Here is a 16,880-nt window from a genome sequence, read left to right as displayed (position 1 = left end):
GATATAATCTGAGTTGTGCTGATATAATTTTATTTAAAATGCCCGATTCACAACATCTTTAACCTCTTCAAGATATTGTTTACGCACACTGTCATCCACAGAAGGAACACTCGTATAGAATGTATGCTCAATTGTTTCAATACCTGTAAATTCAAAAATACCAACATCAGCTGTTTTTTTCATTGCTTCAAACATACCGCCGGCTAGGTATGCCTCTTTCGTATTTCCCATTGTAGATAATAATAATCCTTTTTTACCGCTTAATAACTTCTCGATGCCATTTTCACCGTAAGCATAAGCGAAGCCGTGGCTAAATACACGGTCAACGTATCCTTTTAAAATAGCAGGAAGTCCCGCCCACCAAACTGGATAAATAAATGTAATGCTATCAGCCCAAGAGATATGCTCTTGCTCTTCTTTAATATCTGCTGGTGTGTTTCCTTGAGAAAATGAGATGAAATCGGTAGCGCCTAATACTGGATTGAAGTTTAATTCGTATAGATCACGAACGCGAACTTCATGACCTTTTTCTGCTAATTCACTTTTTACCGTTTCTAAAATCGCATGGTTGAAGCTTTCTGTATTCGGGTGTGCATAAACGATTACATGTTTCATTGTTATTCCTCCTATTTGTGGATATGTGAATGGTTTTTATGTATTCATGTAACTATTGTGGTTACTTTTCTTGTAAGAGTCAATTTTTTTGCTGTGATAAACAAATGTTAGTATGTGACAAAAAAATACAAAATAGTAGGGATTTTGCATTTCTGAATAGAATATATAGATTGGTAAATAGAGAGAGAAGGGGATATGGGGATGAATATTATTGAAATTGAAAGGTTAGAAAAATCATTTGATATTGGGGATAGTAAAGTCAAAATATTAAAAGGCATTAATCTTCAAATTCAAAAAGGAGATTTCGTTTGTATTATGGGAGCAAGTGGCTCGGGTAAAACGACCTTACTTCAGTTGTTAGGTGGATTAGATATTCCATCGGTAGGTAGTATTCGAGTAGACGGTACAGAGATTTCCACATTAAAAGAAAAAGAGCTCGCTTTATTTAGACGGCATAAAATCGGTTTTATTTTTCAGCAGTTTAATTTGATTCCGGTGTTTAGTGCAGAGGAGAATGTGGGGTTGCCGTTACTGTTAGATAATGTATCGCAAAAGAAGGCAACGGTGACAGCAACTCGTTTATTAGAGCTTGTTGGATTGAAGGGAAAAGAAAAACATTTACCAGCACAGTTATCAGGCGGGCAACAGCAAAGGGTTGCGATAGCAAGAGCTTTTGCAAATGAACCGGCAATTATATTAGCGGATGAGCCAACAGGGGCATTAGATTCGGAAAATAGCAAAAACATAATTGCGGCACTTCGCAATGCGTGTGATGAGTTAGGGAAAACAGCTGTTATTGTAACGCACGACCCGTTCGTAGCGGCTCATGCGGATAAAGTTGTTTTCTTATTAGATGGTGAAGTGATTCATGAACATGCTGAAAGTAAAGGATGGAAATTTCGAAATATCCCGCAACAAGTTACTCATATTCAAGAGATTATGAATCGCCACTTTAAAGTAGGAGGTAAAGGTGATGCGATGGGTAATTAAATATGCGGTAAAATCGATGAAACAAAATTGGCTGCGAAATATGTTGATTGCTCTCGGTGCAGCTTTAGGTGTTATGTTAGCGACGATGTTATTGCTAGGAAATCAATCAGTAGAGAAGAGTGTGAAGGAACAAGTAGTAAGCCGATATGGAGATTATAATTTACAATTTGGCTATATAAAAAACGATATGTATTTAAATAATGAAAGTTTAAAAGGAATAGATGGCTTAGAAAATGCTGAAAAAATATCAAAAGTACTTATACCGTATCCTTTTCCAAATTATAAAGAGCTATCAGGAAAGCCGTCCTATTGGGGTGTTGAGCAAGATTCTCCAGAAATGCATTCTTATAAAATAGTAGAAGGTCGATATCCGAAAGAAGGGGCTGAAGTAGCGCTGACAAAAGGGTATACAGAACGTGAAAATATACGGATAGGAGATACGATTCAGTTGCCATTTCCGCAGCATGGAGAAAAGAATGTGAAAGTCGTCGGCATTTTAAATCCGCCGTTAATGGCAGCAATGGGACATAGTGCTTATTTTCCAATCGATTGGCTTCAAAAAGAATTAAATCTACCAAATCAGTTCAATCTCGTTCAAGTGAAAACAGCCGATGTAAATGTGAAAAGGACGATTGCTCTTGAGGTAAATAAGAAGATAGAAAATATAAAGGTGGATCAACGTACTTATGTCGATAAGGCATTTGAACGACTAAATGTAATGAAGCCTTTAATTTTTAGTTTAGGTGGTATTGCCTTATTTGTAGTAGCCCTTTTAATAATGGGAAGTTTCTTCTTATCTGTCAGAAGTCGATTTAAGCAATGGGCATTATTACGTGCACTTGGTAGTAATCCAAATCAAATTATATTAGTCGTTTTATTAGAGGCTTTATGTATTGGGGCAATCGGATCACTAGCAGGAGTTATTCTTGGAGCAGGTACGCAAACAATTGCAGCATCATTCATTAACAAATGGGTGAATATTGAGGAAGCAGGGAAAGCATCATTCGCGATTTCAAGTGAGATTTTACTTATTACTTTTTTACTAGGGATTGTTATGTCTATCCTAGGGGCTATTATACCAGCTTTTATGGTTAGAAAGATTCCACCAGTTCAAGCACTCCGCCCAGGTCTTCCTAGTAATGAGAGAAAAGAAAAAAGATGGAGTGCTTTTAGCCTTAGCATTTTAATCATTGGTACTGTTATTGGACTAGCAGGTAGCGTATTAGAGGAGTATATCGGTTTTAATCCAAGTGCGATAGGAGCGCTTTTATTTGCGGTCGGTTTGTTATTTGCGATTCCGTTATTTATTCGCGTGATAGCACCAGTGATTGCAAAACCGATTCAAATGATATTACGAATTGAAACGACGATTAGTAGCCGGAATGTCATTCGTTATCGAAATAAGGCAGCTGTGTCGGTTGCTATACTAGCATTTGGTTTTATGTTAGCACTTGTTGGAACGATGTATGTAAACTCTATGTATGAAGGTATGAAAAAAGGATTACAAAAACATTTACCAGCGGACTTAGTAGTAAGAATTCCAGTAGAGTCGCAAGGAATAGAAACATTACCGTTTAGTTGGATGGAGAAGGTTAAAAAAATTGATGGTGTAGAGGCGAGTGTTGGGAATGCTACTGACTTTACAGCAAAGCTTGTGAATTATGACTTTAAAAAAGCGAATCAAGAATGGTATGAATTTAGGAAAAAAAACAATTTGAACTCTGATTCAATGGAAGTTGTAGGTAATGATATTGTAGCGTATCAGAAAGTAACAAAGGCGAAAGTGATTTCAGGGCAAAGTTTAAGTAAGCCGTTACAAGATGGTGAGGGAGTCATTACGAAGGAAGTGGCTAAAAATTTAGGGCTTCAGTTGCAAGATACGTTTGAAGTACAAGGAAAGGGAAAAGAAAAACAAACGATTAAAGTCGTTTCGATTATTGAGCAAGGATTAAGGTTAAGAGGGTTAGATGTTTTTGTAAATGAACAATGGGCTCGCGATAAGTTTCACGTACAAGGATATGAAGCGATTCAAATTATGACAAATTCTAATCAGTCATTTGAAGCAATTAAGAAGCAAGTAAAAGAAATTACAAAGAATAAAGAGAATATAGAAGTTATAAATAGTCATGATTTATTGAAAGAACAAGAGCAGTTATTATCACAAATGATGATGTTAATTCGCTTGTTAGTTGTAATTGTTTTCATTATTTCTGGTATAGGATTAATGAATGCGATAGTCGCAAGTTTACATGAAAGACGTGCTGAAATTAGTATGATTCGTGCGGTAGGAGCTATCCCAAAGCAAATGAGAAGGATCGTTTTATTAGAGGGAACTTTACTTGGAGCGATAGCTGGTTGCATTGGCATTTTTGGTGGGATTTTGTTTAGTTATATCGTGTTATCAAGCTTAGAGTTAACGGTTATTATTATTCCGTATAATCAAGTTGTCATACTGGCTTTAGCTAGCGTGATGCTTGGAGCGGGGGCAGCATTGATTGCATCATTACAATTAAGAAAGTTCAAATTAAGTGATACTTTAAAAGAGTTATCAGCATAAAAGACTGTTACACACCACTCATACAAAGAACAAAGAAAACAAATAAAATAATGATAATACCAATGCCGAAGTTAAATACGAGAGTACTATCCATATATGTAACCTCCTGATTTGAAAGTAAAAAGCACTCTAGCCAAGAGTGCTTTTTTATTTTGAGTCTACTTCAAAACTTTGAGAAAAGGATTCGTGCATGTAAAGAGTTACATTAGTTTATGTATTGATGCTTTGAAATGAGTAAGTCCTTGTGAGGTATAGAAAAAAAAGACACTCCTTTGAGTGTCTTTCAAGATGACAAAATATGCCAATTGCTTGAGTTTGATAAGGCGCTAATATCCGTTTTAACGCCTTTTCTTTGATCAAGAAGTGTAGCAACAGCGATTCAAATAAATTGTACCATTTGTTTCATAGGTGTGCGTATGTAATTATGCATATTTCGATTAGAGGGAAATGAGGCGCTAAAAATGAATGAGTATATATAGAATATTTGATTAGGGGAGAGAAGGATGGATATACATAAGTTAACGGTAGAAGAAGCGAATGAGATAAATACGTGGATGTATGAAGAACCTTATCATTTGTATAGTTTTTCAGGTGAGGAAGAAGTAATAGAAGAATTATTAGATGGGACGTATTATGGTTGTTGTGACGATAAGGGAGAGTTTATCGGCTATTTTTGCTTTGGAGAAAATGCACAAGTGCCAGGGGGAAGAGATGTTCATTTATATGGTGGAGAAGATGTAATTGATATCGGACTTGGCATGAAGCCGGCGTTAACAGGGAAGCGAATGGGGCAAGAATTTTTTCAAGCTGGGATAGCCTTTGCTGTTAAAGAATTTAAGCCGAAAACGTTTCGACTTAGCGTAGCGACATTTAATACAAGAGCGATTACGCTATATAAAAAAATAGGTTTTCAACAAGGTCCTATTTTTTTGAGCCGCGGAAGAGAATTTATGCTCATGGAATACAAAAGACCGTCAGTATGAAACTGACGGTCTTTCATATTTCACTCCGAATGCTCAGCTCTGTGCGCTAAACGGCTTGAAGCAGCGGCAGCGATTCCGCCAACGATATCGTCCAGGAATGTATGCACCTTTCCAGTTGATTTATCATTTAAGTATTCTAAAATACCAGGTTTTAATTTATCGATATATCCAAAGTTTGTGAAACCGATAGAGCCGTACACATTAACGATAGAAAGTGCGATCACTTCATCAATTCCGTATAAGCCTTCATCACGTTTTACGATATCTTGTAACGGCTCACTTAACATTCCTTTTTCAGCGAGAACATCGAGTTCGATACCAGTAATTAGTGCGTTTTGTACTTCACGTTTTGATAATACACGCTCAACGTTATAACGGCATTCTGACATCTCTAAATTTGGATGATATTTTTTTTGAAGAAAATGAACAAGCTCAGCAATATCGTCAATTGTTACACCGCGTTCTTGTAATAGTTGTAATGCTCTTTCTTGTAGTTGATTTGATTCTTTCATGTTTATCACCTTTTTTTCTTTTTAGTATTTGTATACGTTTCGTTGCTTTATCATGTGCATAGGAATGAAAGGCGAGCACAAGCTCATATATATAAAGAAAAACCATAGGTGGCGACTGCGATGATTCATCATATTTATGAGCATTATCATATGCATGTTAAAGAATTAATCCCCCTTGGCCCCTATAAAAGCTTTTGGATTCGCAACAAAATTTATGTACTTGTTCCAATTGGAGAAATGGAGGAAGAAGTACTTGTAGAGATGAAAAAGCTCAGTGACTATATGAACCAGCAAGGGGATATAACTGTAGCGACTTTCGTTCCGACTATACACGGCTACTATGTAAGTGAGATAGAAGAACAAAATTACTGCTTATTAAAAGGTATGCGCGCGTTAGAACGACATGCTACGTCATTAGGAAGTGAGCTTTCTATATTCCATAAACGAGGTGCATTCTTTCCAGAAGAAATTGAGCAATTAAGCCGCATTGGTGAATGGAAAGCGTTATGGGAAAAAAGGCTCGATCAGTTAGAAAAGTTTTGGCAATCACAAGTAATGAACCACCCTACAGACGTATTCGATCAATTGTTTATTGAATCCTTCCCGTATTACTTAGGAGTTGCGGAAAATGCCATTCAATATGTTGTTGATACAGAAATGGATGACACACCGCAACTAACGGATGCAGCAACAATTTGCCAAGAACGATTCACACCTTTATTATGGCATCAAACGAAGCGTCTCAAACTTCCTTTTGACTGGGTGTATGATCACCCGACTCGAGATATAGCAGAATTAATCCGCTATATGATGATTGAAAAAAAGAAAGACTGGGAGCAAACAATCGTTCAATTTGTTACAGATTATGAACGGAATTATTCGCTATCCTCATTTGGGTGGCGCCTATTATTTGCAAGACTGCTGTTCCCACTTCACTATTTTGAAACAGTCGAACGATATTACCAAACTGGAAACGAAGAACAAAAAAGCATATATAGAGATCGCTTAGAAGCCATTCTACACGATGTGAACCGCTCTGAGCAATTTATGAAGCATTTTTATGGCTCACTCCGTTTACCAGTTGATAAGCTTGGGATTAGAAAATTAGATTGGCTGTCTTAAAAATATAAAAAAGAGACCGATTGAGGTCTCTTTTTTATATACCACAATTGTATGTAATACATTATGCCCCTACTTGTTGATCTGCACATATATTTAAAATGAATTGATGTTTTTCGATTTTTTCATTTACTTTACTCAATAATTCTTGCTGGATTTCTTTAAATAAAAATTGATAGCTCGCATTCCATGTTGGTATAACGGATGAAAGGTCTAATAAATACTCTTTTTTCTTTTCTAGTTCTTGAATTGTTAAAAACGTGTTCCCCATTTTTGGCATGTGTCGTCCCCCTATGTTTTTTACTTTATATGTGTGAACGATTCACTATATAGTATCAATTATCGCATTTTTTGAGAAGGATTTCCAATTTTGTTTTATGATGTTAACGGATAAATGTGATTTGTATAAAAAAAGGAGACCAAATTTGGTCTCCTTTTAGCAAGTGGCTTTGAACGAGCCGCTTCTGTTTTTAATTAATATCCAGCTCCAGCGGCTAAAATGTTCGGTGGCTTCGCTTCTTCCGCCGAGGCAAAAAGCGCCTCTATGTCAGAAGCTCCATCCTCCTCACATTCTGAACGAGCCGCTTACGCTTTTAATTAATATCTAGCTCCAGCGGCTAGAACAGTCGGCCATTTCGCGCCTTCCTGTGAGGCAAAAAGCGCCTCTTCGTCAGGAGCTCCAATGACCTCCTGTTCTGAACGAGCCGCTTCTGCTTTTAGATTAAAATACTTGTTCTACTTCGATAACGCCTGGTACTTCTTCAAGTAATGCGCGTTCGATACCAGCTTTTAGTGTGATTGTAGAACTTGGGCAGCTTCCGCATGCACCCATAAGGCGTAATTTTACGATACCTTCTTCAATGTCTACTAACTCAACGTCACCGCCATCGCGAAGTAAGAATGGACGTAATTTATCTAATACTTCTAGTACTTGTTCTTGCATATGTGGGTTTTCCATTTTTATCGACTCCTTTCATCAGTTTTATTATAATCAAGATAGAGGGGAAAATCTATTTTTTCTGTTCTTGTTTTATTGCCGAAATTTTTTATCATGTTTACAACGTGTTTTTTCAGTATAGGGGTATGGAATAAGTTTGTAAAATGATGTGCTTATGTAATAAGGTATCTGAATATACTGTTAGAACAAGAAGTGGGGGAGAAGAAATGGTTAATGTGCAAGTGTATGGGACGAAAGTAATTTGTGCGAGCTGCGTTGGAATGCCATCTTCAACAGAAACGTTTGAGTGGTTACAAGCGGCGATTGGTCGTAAATATGAAGGACAAGAAAATAAATTTAATTTCGAGTATATTGATTTTCAAGAAGAACAAGAAGATGAAGAGAAAAAAGCATTCGCAGAGCGCGTAGTGGAGGAAGATTTATTTTATCCGGTCGTTCTTGTAAATGGAGAAATTGTTGGAGAAGGAAATCCTCGTTTGAAGGATGTTTACGAAGAAATCGAGAAATATTTATAAAGCAGGAAGTCTTTGCGAATTGCAAAGGCTTTTTTTATTGGAGGGATAGATGTGGAGAATGTAGTAAAGCATGCGTTATCAAAAGAAGTAGAGCGGTTGATGGAGCGATACATAATAGGGTTAAAAGAAATTTTTTTAGATGAAAAAATAGTTGGCGTATATATTTACGGATCCATCGCACTCGGTGCATTTCATGAAGAAACGAGCGATGTTGATTTTGTCACGGTAATAAGTGATCCCGTGAATGAAGCTGAAAAACAGCAACTGGTAGAACTGCATAAGAAACTTAGTGGTAGTACGTTAGGGAAAAGAATGGATGGTATGTATATTCCGCTTGCTGATTTAGGGAAGTACAATGATGAAATGAATGAGTACGTGTATTGTGCGGATGGTAAGGCGAATATAGGACATTGGGATATTAATGCAGTCACATGGTGGACTTTGAAAAATCAAGGTATTACAGTAATCGGGAAAGAAGCAGAAGAACTTTCGTTCCAAATAAGGTGGGATGATGTAGTAAATACGATGAAATACAACGTAGAACAGTACTGGAGTGGGAAGGCGAAGCAGCCATATTTATTCTTTATAGAAGAATGGGTAGAATCAGCGGTTGTTACGATGGGGCGCATTTTATATACACTAAATTATAAAACAATCGTTTCAAAAGATAGAGGATTGCAATACTTGTACGAACATTCAGCGGAAGAATGGAAGTCTTTATTAAAAGAAGTAGCGAGAATACGGCAAAATCCAAAAGAAAAGCGAATGCTCTCAAGGTGGAGAAGGGCAGATATGACGAAGAGGTACTTACTGCATTTGATTGAAACATGTAGAGAGAAATGGTAGGGAAGAAAATGGACAATACAGTTGAGTGTATTGTCTTTTTTTATGTTTAATTTGGTATATAATGGTTAAAAAGGTTTAATTATACTGGAGGGGATATGGTGAACACGGAATTAGTTACATATAAAGAAAAGAATGTACAAATGAGTATGCTAGAAGTAATCGGTATGATCGTAATTATTTTTGGGGTAATGTATGGAATTGGTTATTTGAACTTTTTATATGAATTCTCATTATATCCGTGGTATGTAAATCATCTCATTTCACCCTTCACGTTTTGTATGATTATTGTAATGTATGCACCGGCAAGAAATTACTGTGTGCATTTACTAAAATCAATACAATTCAATAACTCAAAACATTATGTAACAATAATAATGACGATGATCGTACTGCTTATATATCTTGCGGTATTAAATTTAGTTTTACCACATGGGCTTCGTGTGGGGGAATCTAATATAGTAATAGAGCCTACTAAAAATGAAATCATTTTATATGTAGTTGTACTCACGATTTTTGCGCCGATTTGGGAAGAGCTTGTATTCCGAGGTATGTTTTTTATGAAATTATCTCAGCGCTTCTCTACACTTAGTAGTGCCGTTATAAGTGCTTTCATATTTACTTTAGGGCATCCCCTTACAGTAGGGAGTATTTTATATATTTTTGGTATAGGGATAAGTTTAGCCTACACCTATAAGAAAACAAACAATTTACTCGTTCCAATTGGAATTCATGTATTAAACAATTCATTTTATTTATTAGTAAATTTTCAACTGTAAAAAAGACGCCTTTTTGAAAGGGCGTCTTTCGTATTATGTAGTAGTTGGGAAAGGCTTTACAAGTATTATGTAGAGGAAAGATAATAGAAAAAATATGTGTGTGGAGGAAGACGATGAGTAAATATAAATTACATATAGATAGAGAACAATTATGGAAAGGCTGCATCTTAAATTCAATTGCAAATGCAATCTTTGTAGCACATGCTCCTGATTTCTCGCATGAAAGTTCATGGGATGGATGTAACTATAGTATGCAAGATAGTCAAGGTGGAAGAGGGACAATTACGTTTCATCCGGATTATACGATTGTATGTCTTCAAGATGTGAATAGTGAGAGAATTGATGAGAAAAGTTATTTTGAAGGGGCTCCTTCGGAAGTAATAGATATTGCGAAAGAAGAAGCACTTCAATATGTATTAGAAGAAGTAGAAGGTGAAACAGTTCCTTTTATTACAACTGCATTTTGGATTGAGGATAGCGGTGCGTATTCAATTGATTCATTTGAAGAGATGGAAGAGCATGGCGGATTCTTATTAGAAATTCCATTACTTGATACAGAATCAGCAATGGAAAGACTAGAAGAAGAGTATGAGCTGACAGAGGAACAAATAGAGCTTGTACAACTTGTATATGAGAGAAAAATCAAAAATCCAAACGAAGAAATTATGTTGTCTAAAGAAGAAGTAGCAATGATCGGAATGGATGATAGTGAAGGATTGAAAGTTAGTAAAGAGTCGTTTGAAGAAATGAATATTACTTGGGCGTTGTAGGAGAAGGATATAAAAGTGTGATAAAGCACTAGTAGAAAGCACATTGCGTTTTCTACTAGTTTTTTCATATACATGTCAACTTCGTGAAAGAATACGGGCTCTTTTTCCTCGGTATTCAGATGTACAGCACATTGCAAATATTGCTGTAAGTAGTGATTAGCTTGCTCGTACTGTTTTAAATTGTAGAAAGAGAAACAAGTAAGAAGCAAAAACGCTTTTTCCTGTAATATTGGAACGACGGCTAGTACTGGAGTAACGGAATGTATATTTATTTTTACTAAATTCTCATAAGATGCCCACACTTGAAACCAGTCGAAAATAGTAGAAAGATAATTCGGAATGTCGATAGTTTCATGTGAAACAGTATGCAATAACTGGTTCTGTTTCATATGTATAGGCTCTATTCTCGTTCGCAGAATGCAATCGAATATTGAGATGTTTTCTTTAATTAGTAATTGGTCCGTGATAAGCTGCGGGAGACCGATAGGATGAACTCCTATATGTATATAAAAGTCATCTCCAAATTGACTTTTTTGTATGTTAATGAGTTTATAAAATCCGTTTTCAGCTTTGCAAAATGTATGTCTTTTTTTCTTAAATTCAAGCAGTTTTAAAGCAGCATGTAAATTTGCAATGGAATTTTGTACCGCTTTAGAATAAGGTTTACTCTTCGTCATATTCATATGTAGTTAAGTTTTGTAAGAAACTTTCAAAGTTAGGTGCTAATTCAATTATTTGCTCAACTTCATTATCAATAAATATAACTGGAGGATTTTCAGCTACATTTCGATAGTCTAATGCAATCCACGTATGTCCGTCCCCAGATAAGAGTACGAGATTCTCAGGCATTCCCCATTCCTGAATGAAATAACGGCTCTCTAAAATACTAGATTCATTTTCATCAAAAGAAATGCCATATAAGCCAGAAACATTAACGTGATCGTCTGCCCAAGAATTCGGCTCTGAAGTAGGATGAGCATCAAGGCGAAGCGTTCCTCCATTTTGTTCTTTTAGAAGGTTTATGTACGATTCTGGAAGCTTTACGTTCAGTATTTCTTCTGCTTTTTTGATTAGTTCGTCGTTAATAGGTGCTAGTTTTAAATAATCATCTTCTGTCCAAATTGTAGTCTTCATATTGGATCACCTCAAATAATAGTTTTAAGAATCTTATGTCATATATTATAGTTAGTTTGAATAACGAGCAATAGAGGGAGGAAATAATGAAAAAGTTTCAAATCGAACTAAATAAACTGCCGACAGAAAATACCGGAGAAATAGTAATTAGTATAGATGAGAGTATTGTGTTGCAAGAAAAAACAGACATAGTCGACCCGATTTGTCAGTTGTTTGACGCATGGGGTGAATGTTTTAAAGATGATGGTGCTGTGATTTTTTTAGATGGATATGAAAAAAAGGTAGAGTTTAAGAAGAAGGATGGGGACTTTCTTATTATTAATCAGAGAGGAAAAAAGTTAGCTAGTGTTGATAGCGAGCAATTTTTACGAGTAATCTTTTCGTTTCTTAAAAAGGAGATAGAGCAGATTTACATAAGTGGAGTTGATTCTTTCCGAATAAAAGATACGTATCATAGAATTTTAGAAATTGAGCCATTTCTTTCTGAACTTGTAAATGGAAATAACGCAATTATGTACCGAACATATCATTCTACAAGTGGTAAGTATGAATTAAACTGGAATTATTTAAAGGGGATAGAGGTTGAACCGATATTTACTCCGGTACTATCTCATGATGAGAAGAGTATCTTTTATGTAGAGGAAAATAACCACAAAATTCGTAAACTCGATAGTGAAACGAAAGAAGAGATTTGGCAGTGTCATATTCCACTAGTAGAAGATTGTAATTGCATAACTGTGAATGGTGTCACAGTTATTTGGCATGCGAATAGATTTGGAGGAAATATTGCGAAATTGTACGCTATTTCATCAAGTTCTGGGGAGTTTCTATGGAATTTAGAAATAGAAGGACATATTATACAAGATGTAAAAACTACGAGGGAAGAATTACCACGTTTATTAGTTATTACACAGGAAGGCTACAATGTTTTATTAGAGCTTGAAAGTGGAGTAAAAGTATGGGAAAAGAATGTTCGAGTCGGAGGAGAAAAATTGCAGTGCCATCTGGGCCCAGATTACTATGTATTAGCAGGGAATCCTTCTGATGAAGATGGGGAAATGGATGTATATAGTAACGCTACAATTGCTATTCAATTATTAGACGCTTCTACACGATGGAAACAAACAATTGAAGAATGTAATCCAAATGAACCAGTTGCTTTAACTAATGAACATTTTATATGTGTAGCAATGGAGGTATTACAAAAGTGGGAATACGGAAAAGAGGGGTGTAACTTAATTTTTGAAAAAGCTCTTGATGAGGCCTGGTATTCTCACATTGTATCAGATGAATCAAAAATAATATTAACAAGAACAGAGTATGGATATGAAGATATAAGTAGACAAATACAATGTTATGATCATAAGAATAGTCAAAAATTATATGAAGTAAATATGCCGTCTGAAATTGAATTGCCTCGATTTCTTATCGGAGAGATGATGGTATTGTCCTTAGGAGAAGGCAGAATTTGTGGTATTAATATTCAAACAGGTAAAGTGCTTTGGAACAATAATACTCTACATGATATTACAGAGGTTTTGTTATATAAAGGTGGAGAAATTTATATTGCAACTTCAAATTTAGAATTGATAATACTTGATGCTGCATGTGGGGAGGTAAAAGATATAATTAAACTGCCTAAAAATGTTGTTGCAATAGATTTTATTGTAGCAATGGAGAAAGTCAATGATGCGTTATTCATTAGTTGCGTAAGTGGAAATATGTTTGAAATAGTAGAAAGCTAATTTGTGAGTTCTCTTAAGTCGAGATGTTTGTTTTAAAATAGTAGTATATATTCACTAAAAAAGATGTATAAAATGATTTTGATGCATCCTTTTTAGTGAATATATAAAATAATTAACTTAGTGTATTAAACCTATCATTCATAAGTATTCTAATATATTTAAAAGTAAAATGGAATAATAAACGGGAAATTGTAGGAATATATTCGATTTATGTTCATTTTTATGAAATATATGTACTTTTTGTTAGATTCCTTCTTTTTTTTTCTATAAAATACATGTATGTAGAAAGAAGAAAAGGATGATGTACGTGAAGGACACTGTTTTACAAGAAACAAATTCCCCGCAAGAGTTGCATAAAGTTGTTCAAAAGAATACAGCTTATTATGACTTTAAGTGGGGCAAAGTAGAAAATCCAGCGCAAGGAAATACGTGGAATTGGGTAGCCTTTTTCTTCCCACCTTTTTGGTTAGCTTATCGTAAAATGTATAAGTTGTTTATGATACTTACGTTATTGGCGGTACCTAGTATCGTTGTAACTCCTTTTATAGATATTCCAGATGGGATTTATTTAACATGTAGTTTAGTTCTTCAGTTAGGAACGATGATATTTACTGGATGGCAAGGAAATCGTTTATATTATAAGCACGCTGTTCGTGTATTACATAAGGGAGAAGATATGCCAGATCATGAGAAGGCGTATTATTTACAATCAAAGGGTGGCGCTAGTTTTGCTGGTATGATTGGTTTACACATTATAGTAGGGTTAGTATTTGGCGGAGCAACCTTTGGCCTTTCCCTTTTACCAACTGAGCCAAATATTAAAAATGTCGTTCGTTCAAGTAGTGAAGGTGTGACTTTAGAGATTATGACGGATAATCCAACTTGGAAGTTTGTGAAGAAAGAACAAGATTATGATGTAGTAGAATTTACTGGCTATGATTATACAGAGAAGAAGAACGTGAAAATTAAATTTGCTGTTTATTTTAGTGAAGACTATTTTGAATGGCAAGAAGTACATGAAAATAATAAGAAGTTAAGTGAAGAAGAGTTAGAGGAATATCAATTTTACATTGAAGAAAATGGTTGGGGGTTCTAGTGAGAACTCGTTCATTTTGAAAAGGGGAATCTTGTGAAGGTTCTTCTTTTTTACTTGGAAACACCATACGAATTGAAATTTTGTAAAATACAATAAAAAATGAGAATTTGAGGTAAGCTTGTCAATAACGTGAGACTATGGCACTATATAGAAATGCTATACAAATTTTATTTATCGAGATGTAAACATCAATTTTGATTTTTACGTATAAATAATGAACGGAGGAAATAAATTTATGGCTACTTTACCAAATTGTCCAAAATGTAATTCAGAATATACGTATGAGGATGGCGTTCTTTTCGTATGTCCAGAATGTGCTCATGAGTGGGGCCAAGAAGCAGAAGCTGAAAATAATGATGGTGCAAAAGTTGTAAAAGATGCGAACGGAAACGTTCTTCAAGACGGCGATGCTGTTACTGTCATTAAAGATTTAAAAGTAAAAGGAACTTCTTCAGTTGTGAAGATCGGTACGAAAGTAAAGAGCATCCGTCTAGTTGATGGTGATCACGATATTGATTGCAAAATCGACGGTTTCGGAGCTATGAAGTTAAAATCACAATTTGTTAAGAAGGCGTAAGTAAATAAAAAGAGGAGGCGTATAGGCCTCCTCTTTTTATTATGTCATTTTTTGTCGGTAAGTCGATATTCCTTGTCGAATCGTCGATATATTTCAAAAATCGTTGATATATTTTGAGTTATGATAGATATATTCGAAAAATCGTCGATATAATTTCACTCACCGAGAAAGGTGCATCATTTACCGAGCAAAAAGCTAGATTACCGTCCGCCATAGTCAATCTCCTTCAACTGACACCGCTTATTAAAGAAAGTTTTATATCCAAGCTGTAAAAAGATAATAACAGCAAAAGCGGTACTTCCTGAAATACCGAGTATAATTGCGATTTGATATTGAATAGCTGTAAATGGTGATACACCAGATAAGATTTGACCAGTCATCATGCCCGGTAAGCTTATAATCCCCATTCCGACCATAGAATTGATCGTTGGTAAAATAGCAGAGTCAAAAGCGTCGCGTATGAGCGGGGCAGCGGCTTCTTTCGGCGTTGCGCCGAGCATAAGTGCTCCTTCAATTTGACCTCTTTGTGATTTCATATTGTTTAAGAACGTATTTGCACCGAGAGAAACACCAGTCATTGCATTCCCAACTAACATTCCTGTAATCGGAACGATATATTGCGGCGCATACCAAGGGTCATGACCGATAATAACAAAGATAAATAGTAGAAGTGGCCCAATTGATCCGGCTACCATGGAAAGGGCGGCTACTCGTTTTAATTCTTTAGACATTGGGATATTCACTCGTTTATAAATATTAAAAATTGCAAAGGTAGTAATAGAAGTAATAAGAGCAATTGTATAAAATGGATTACTATTTTCAAATACGTATGTAAGGACATAGGCAACGAGTACGAGCTGAATCGTCATACGGAACGTTGCGAGCGCGATTTGTTTTTCGCGAGGTATCCCTTTTAATTTCACGAGCCCGATTAAAATAAGAATGAAAATATATGCAGCGGCAAGTTGCCAAATTTGGAGTTCAATCACGCCCTTCAACTGAGAGCACTTCCTTTCTAGTTGCACCGTTTGCTTTACTAATCTCAATAATATCGTCTGCAATTTCTTCTGGAAGTTGTTGTGAGTGTGTGATGAAGATAACTGTTTTTTTCTTTTCTCTTGCTAGCGTAGTGAATTGCTTCATAACGCGTCGTTCTGTATCGCTATCTAACGCCGAAGTTGGTTCATCTAATAAATAGACAGGTGGATCCATAAGTACGATACGTGCAAAAGCAAGGCGTTGTTTTTCGCCACCTGATAATGAATCAGCGTTGTCTTCTAAATTTTTTTCCAAGCTAACAGTCGTTAATGCACTTCGCAAGGCAGCATCATTTGGAAATGGTTTTTCAGAAAGACGAAGTCCCATTAATAGATTGTCTTTAATAGTTCCATCAAAAATAGGTGGTGTTTGCCCAAGCATGACTACGTCACGTCGTAATTGAATAGGGGGATAATCAGAAATTAGTTTTCCGTTATATTCAATTATTCCAGATGTTGGAGATTGTAGATCATTTAACATACGGAGCAATGTACTTTTTCCGCTCCCACTCTCACCGATAATACATGTAATTTTTTCTTTTTGAATCTGTAAATAAGGAATGTGCAGTATATCTTTATATGTAACGTCTTTTAATATAAACATAGATGGCTCCTTTCTGATTCTAGTTATATCGTATCAAAAAAGAGAA

Annotated in this window: 18 protein-coding genes and 1 pseudogene; 11 read left to right on the top strand and 8 right to left on the bottom strand. The window is 35.6% G+C overall.

The genetic code is table 11. The features are described 5' to 3' along the window. Positions 1 to 33: 33 nt before the first annotated feature. Positions 34 to 615, bottom strand: coding sequence for an NAD(P)H-dependent oxidoreductase (locus MR147_RS22425; protein WP_074606403.1), 582 nt, complete (start codon positions 613 to 615; stop codon positions 34 to 36). Positions 616 to 816: 201 nt separating this feature from the next. Between MR147_RS22425 and MR147_RS22420 the strand changes: the two genes are divergently transcribed. From MR147_RS22420 to MR147_RS22410, 3 genes are all read left to right on the top strand, one after another. Continuing rightward, positions 817 to 1,605, top strand: coding sequence for an ABC transporter ATP-binding protein (locus MR147_RS22420; RefSeq protein ID WP_074606402.1), 789 nt, complete (start codon positions 817 to 819; stop codon positions 1,603 to 1,605). Further along, the gene (locus tag MR147_RS22415) at positions 1,589 to 4,162 is read left to right on the top strand and encodes an FtsX-like permease family protein (protein ID WP_139302698.1); all 2,574 of its coding nucleotides are present in this window, start codon (positions 1,589 to 1,591) and stop codon (positions 4,160 to 4,162) included. The genes MR147_RS22420 and MR147_RS22415 overlap by 17 nt, the downstream gene beginning before the upstream one ends. Before the next feature lie 503 nt (positions 4,163 to 4,665). Continuing rightward, entirely contained in the window at positions 4,666 to 5,145 is a 480-nt protein-coding gene (locus tag MR147_RS22410) for a GNAT family N-acetyltransferase (protein WP_074606398.1), read from the top strand. A 20-nt stretch (positions 5,146 to 5,165) separates the two neighbouring features. Here the strand turns inward: MR147_RS22410 and MR147_RS22405 are convergent, their stop codons facing one another. Beyond that, positions 5,166 to 5,657 carry a phosphatidylglycerophosphatase A family protein gene (locus tag MR147_RS22405; protein ID WP_000665103.1) on the bottom strand — a complete coding sequence of 164 codons (492 nt, stop codon included), beginning with the start codon at positions 5,655 to 5,657 and terminating at the stop codon, positions 5,166 to 5,168. 120 nt (positions 5,658 to 5,777) lie between these two features. Here MR147_RS22405 and yutH point away from each other — a divergent pair, with 120 nt between their 5' ends. Next, positions 5,778 to 6,779 carry a spore coat putative kinase YutH gene (yutH, locus tag MR147_RS22400; RefSeq protein WP_000581272.1) on the top strand — a complete coding sequence of 334 codons (1,002 nt, stop codon included), beginning with the start codon at positions 5,778 to 5,780 and terminating at the stop codon, positions 6,777 to 6,779. 61 nt (positions 6,780 to 6,840) lie between these two features. Here yutH and MR147_RS22395 read toward each other — a convergent pair whose 3' ends face one another. Beyond that, a complete protein-coding gene (locus MR147_RS22395; RefSeq protein ID WP_001125487.1) occupies positions 6,841 to 7,056 on the bottom strand; it encodes a hypothetical protein in 216 nt (71 codons plus the stop codon). Positions 7,057 to 7,497: 441 nt separating this feature from the next. Next, positions 7,498 to 7,734 (bottom strand): NifU family protein, encoded by a 237-nt coding sequence (locus tag MR147_RS22390; RefSeq protein ID WP_000431159.1) that lies wholly within the window; start codon positions 7,732 to 7,734, stop codon positions 7,498 to 7,500. Positions 7,735 to 7,940: 206 nt separating this feature from the next. On the opposite strand from MR147_RS22390, the gene MR147_RS22385 reads away from it, so the two are divergent. From MR147_RS22385 to MR147_RS22370, 4 genes are all read left to right on the top strand, one after another. Continuing rightward, positions 7,941 to 8,249, top strand: a complete 309-nt coding sequence (locus MR147_RS22385) for a DUF1462 family protein (protein ID WP_000248594.1) — start codon at positions 7,941 to 7,943, stop codon at positions 8,247 to 8,249. A 51-nt stretch (positions 8,250 to 8,300) separates the two neighbouring features. After that, positions 8,301 to 9,095, top strand: coding sequence for a nucleotidyltransferase domain-containing protein (locus MR147_RS22380; RefSeq protein ID WP_074606397.1), 795 nt, complete (start codon positions 8,301 to 8,303; stop codon positions 9,093 to 9,095). A 98-nt stretch (positions 9,096 to 9,193) separates the two neighbouring features. Beyond that, positions 9,194 to 9,871: a CPBP family intramembrane glutamic endopeptidase gene (locus MR147_RS22375; protein ID WP_242304756.1), complete on the top strand. Its 678-nt coding sequence runs from the start codon at positions 9,194 to 9,196 to the stop codon at positions 9,869 to 9,871. A 113-nt stretch (positions 9,872 to 9,984) separates the two neighbouring features. Then, positions 9,985 to 10,641, top strand: coding sequence for a hypothetical protein (locus MR147_RS22370; RefSeq protein ID WP_074606395.1), 657 nt, complete (start codon positions 9,985 to 9,987; stop codon positions 10,639 to 10,641). A gap of 41 nt (positions 10,642 to 10,682) precedes the next feature. Here MR147_RS22370 and MR147_RS22365 read toward each other — a convergent pair. Further along, a pseudogene (locus MR147_RS22365) lies at positions 10,683 to 11,318 on the bottom strand (DUF4304 domain-containing protein); the annotation flags it as partial. Then, positions 11,305 to 11,775 carry an SMI1/KNR4 family protein gene (locus tag MR147_RS22360; protein WP_074606393.1) on the bottom strand — a complete coding sequence of 157 codons (471 nt, stop codon included), beginning with the start codon at positions 11,773 to 11,775 and terminating at the stop codon, positions 11,305 to 11,307. The gene MR147_RS22360 and the pseudogene MR147_RS22365, both read right to left, overlap by 14 nt. Positions 11,776 to 11,861: 86 nt before the next feature. Here MR147_RS22360 and MR147_RS22355 point away from each other — a divergent pair, with 86 nt between their 5' ends. The 3 genes from MR147_RS22355 (at position 11,862) to phnA (ending at position 15,193) form a co-directional block, all read left to right on the top strand. After that, positions 11,862 to 13,520, top strand: a complete 1,659-nt coding sequence (locus tag MR147_RS22355) for an outer membrane protein assembly factor BamB family protein (RefSeq protein WP_074606392.1) — start codon at positions 11,862 to 11,864, stop codon at positions 13,518 to 13,520. Between the two features lie 301 nt (positions 13,521 to 13,821). After that, on the top strand, positions 13,822 to 14,616 hold the full coding sequence (locus MR147_RS22350; protein WP_074606390.1) for a DUF2628 domain-containing protein: 795 nt from the start codon (positions 13,822 to 13,824) through the stop codon (positions 14,614 to 14,616). Positions 14,617 to 14,851: 235 nt separating this feature from the next. Then, positions 14,852 to 15,193 (top strand): alkylphosphonate utilization operon protein PhnA, encoded by a 342-nt coding sequence (gene phnA, locus MR147_RS22345; RefSeq protein ID WP_000212737.1) that lies wholly within the window; start codon positions 14,852 to 14,854, stop codon positions 15,191 to 15,193. Positions 15,194 to 15,393: 200 nt separating this feature from the next. Here the strand turns inward: phnA and MR147_RS22340 are convergent, their stop codons facing one another. Then, positions 15,394 to 16,191 (bottom strand): ABC transporter permease, encoded by a 798-nt coding sequence (locus tag MR147_RS22340; protein WP_000679255.1) that lies wholly within the window; start codon positions 16,189 to 16,191, stop codon positions 15,394 to 15,396. Then, entirely contained in the window at positions 16,175 to 16,834 is a 660-nt protein-coding gene (locus MR147_RS22335; protein ID WP_074606389.1) for an ABC transporter ATP-binding protein, read from the bottom strand. Before MR147_RS22335 ends, MR147_RS22340 begins: the two co-directional genes overlap by 17 nt. Positions 16,835 to 16,880 lie beyond the last annotated feature (46 nt).

Origin of the sequence: Bacillus cereus group sp. BfR-BA-01350 (assembly GCF_022663775.1) — a bacterium.
GTDB lineage: Bacteria > Bacillota > Bacilli > Bacillales > Bacillaceae_G > Bacillus_A > Bacillus_A paranthracis.
This window is presented reverse-complemented; position numbering and strand designations above follow the sequence as displayed.

Coding starts and splice junctions, on each gene's coding strand:
- MR147_RS22415 (WP_139302698.1), top strand. CDS start 1,589: ATGCGATGGGTAATTAAATATGCGGTAAAATCGATGAAACAAAATTGG.
- MR147_RS22350 (WP_074606390.1), top strand. CDS start 13,822: ATGTACGTGAAGGACACTGTTTTACAAGAAACAAATTCCCCGCAAGAG.
- MR147_RS22385 (WP_000248594.1), top strand. CDS start 7,941: ATGGTTAATGTGCAAGTGTATGGGACGAAAGTAATTTGTGCGAGCTGC.
- MR147_RS22370 (WP_074606395.1), top strand. CDS start 9,985: ATGAGTAAATATAAATTACATATAGATAGAGAACAATTATGGAAAGGC.
- MR147_RS22360 (WP_074606393.1), bottom strand. CDS start 11,775: ATGAAGACTACAATTTGGACAGAAGATGATTATTTAAAACTAGCACCT.
- MR147_RS22355 (WP_074606392.1), top strand. CDS start 11,862: ATGAAAAAGTTTCAAATCGAACTAAATAAACTGCCGACAGAAAATACC.
- phnA (WP_000212737.1), top strand. CDS start 14,852: ATGGCTACTTTACCAAATTGTCCAAAATGTAATTCAGAATATACGTAT.
- MR147_RS22405 (WP_000665103.1), bottom strand. CDS start 5,657: ATGAAAGAATCAAATCAACTACAAGAAAGAGCATTACAACTATTACAA.
- MR147_RS22420 (WP_074606402.1), top strand. CDS start 817: ATGAATATTATTGAAATTGAAAGGTTAGAAAAATCATTTGATATTGGG.
- MR147_RS22395 (WP_001125487.1), bottom strand. CDS start 7,056: ATGCCAAAAATGGGGAACACGTTTTTAACAATTCAAGAACTAGAAAAG.
- yutH (WP_000581272.1), top strand. CDS start 5,778: ATGATTCATCATATTTATGAGCATTATCATATGCATGTTAAAGAATTA.
- MR147_RS22425 (WP_074606403.1), bottom strand. CDS start 615: ATGAAACATGTAATCGTTTATGCACACCCGAATACAGAAAGCTTCAAC.
- MR147_RS22410 (WP_074606398.1), top strand. CDS start 4,666: ATGGATATACATAAGTTAACGGTAGAAGAAGCGAATGAGATAAATACG.
- MR147_RS22390 (WP_000431159.1), bottom strand. CDS start 7,734: ATGGAAAACCCACATATGCAAGAACAAGTACTAGAAGTATTAGATAAA.
- MR147_RS22335 (WP_074606389.1), bottom strand. CDS start 16,834: ATGTTTATATTAAAAGACGTTACATATAAAGATATACTGCACATTCCT.